This window comes from Corynebacterium sp. HMSC06C06 (assembly GCF_001807295.1).
In the GTDB taxonomy this organism is placed as follows: domain Bacteria; phylum Actinomycetota; class Actinomycetes; order Mycobacteriales; family Mycobacteriaceae; genus Corynebacterium; species Corynebacterium striatum.
Window position 1 is genome coordinate 1 of record NZ_KV788520.1, and the last position, 1,361, is coordinate 1,361.

General features: G+C 56.6%; 3 protein-coding genes. 2 read left to right on the plus strand and 1 reads right to left on the minus strand.

The window, feature by feature from the left end:
* Positions 1-182, plus strand: a 182-nt coding sequence (locus HMPREF3153_RS12800; protein WP_168161732.1) for a hypothetical protein, incomplete at its 5' end; no start/stop codon positions are given.
* A gap of 27 nt (positions 183-209) precedes the next feature.
* Here HMPREF3153_RS12800 and HMPREF3153_RS11250 read toward each other — a convergent pair.
* Entirely contained in the window at positions 210-449 is a 240-nt protein-coding gene (locus HMPREF3153_RS11250; RefSeq protein ID WP_046095271.1) for a hypothetical protein, read from the minus strand.
* 165 nt (positions 450-614) lie between these two features.
* On the opposite strand from HMPREF3153_RS11250, the gene HMPREF3153_RS11255 reads away from it, so the two are divergent.
* A complete protein-coding gene (locus tag HMPREF3153_RS11255; protein WP_046095272.1) occupies positions 615-1,280 on the plus strand; it encodes a 3'-5' exonuclease in 666 nt (221 codons plus the stop codon).
* Positions 1,281-1,361 lie beyond the last annotated feature (81 nt).

The window sequence follows — 1,361 nt, forward strand, 5'->3', positions numbered from 1 at the left end:
AAATGCCTAGGAACAAAACTCGGGGCACTTCACAGGAAGGCCTCGACTTCATCGCAAGCCTCGGACTAGACGAGACACCTACCGGCGACCAGACCGCAGATAGCGCACACGACAACCAGACCGAAGGCATCGCACCAGAGCTAGAGGAACAGCACGAAGACGACCAAGACGCCGAACTCTAACCGCGCTCAAGAAAGCAGGCCTAGTTCTTAGTCGCCGCTGTCCCAGAAATCATCAGGGATAGCCTTTTCCAACTCACGCTCCAAATACTCTATAGCTTCCGCCTCACTCATTCCCTGGCTCATTAACCCATCAATCATGTACTGGGTAGCAGCGCTTAACTGCTGCTGGGAAATATCCCGCAGACTCGCCCCCCGCCGCTGACCACCGCCAGCGGGAGTAGTGGTGGGAGTCGGGGTGGTATTTGGGTAGTCCTGCGAAGTGCTCATAGCACTAAGGCAACCACACCCACGCCCTCCACGAAAGGCCAACCACGTTCACCCTGTGGACAACCCGCACGCCGCCATTGTGGTTATCCACAGAAAACCAGGCTGGCCGCAGTGTTCGATAGCATTTAGGCCTCCATGTCGGTATAGGTCTCTAGTCTTGAGGCCATGGGCTTTTTAGAAAACCTCCGCAACCGCTACACCCCACGCACACCGGGCACACCGGTCTTTGCCGTCATTGACACCGAAACCACCGGCTTTAACAAGCGCTACGACCGCATCATTGAAATCGCTGCCGTGCGCGCAGACAGCCACTTCAACCCCGTCGACTCCTGGCACACACTGCTCAACCCTGACGGCAAGGCCATTAAAAACTCCCACATTCACGGCATTACCAACGACATGGTGGCAACCGCCCCAACCTTTAGTGATGTGTATGGGGATTTCACTAGCTTCATCGACGGTATGCAGCTACTGGCTCACAACGCCCCGTTTGACTCAAAAATGATCGTTGCTGAGGTCGACCGCATGACCGGCGTCGACGATGACGAGGACGAGTTCTTCCCCTTCATTGACACCATTGACCTTGCCAAGCAAATACTCGACCGCGGCCCCTACAACCTACCGGCACTCCTTAACCGCCTAGGGCTAGACAACCCCGACGCGCACGCAGCAGTAGCCGATGCGACCGCCACAGTGAACATGCTCCACGCCCTCTTCGGGTCTCAGCGCGGCGAAATAGGACGCCAAATCCTGCACCAAGGCCAAGCATTCCACGCCACCAATACCTGGCAAGTAAGCCACGCAGCCCCACTGCTTCCCCGCAACATATAGGCCCGCTGCCAGCACAAATACTAACCACGGCAGTCCATGCGGGTGGGCATATGCTTTAGCATATGGCGGAACATACGCTAT

What these genes read in the sequence shown, in the direction of transcription:
- HMPREF3153_RS11250 (WP_046095271.1), bottom strand. Translation starts at nt 449, where the DNA reads ATGAGCACTTCGCAGGACTACCCAAATACCACCCCGACTCCCACCACT.
- HMPREF3153_RS11255 (WP_046095272.1), top strand. Translation starts at nt 615, where the DNA reads ATGGGCTTTTTAGAAAACCTCCGCAACCGCTACACCCCACGCACACCG.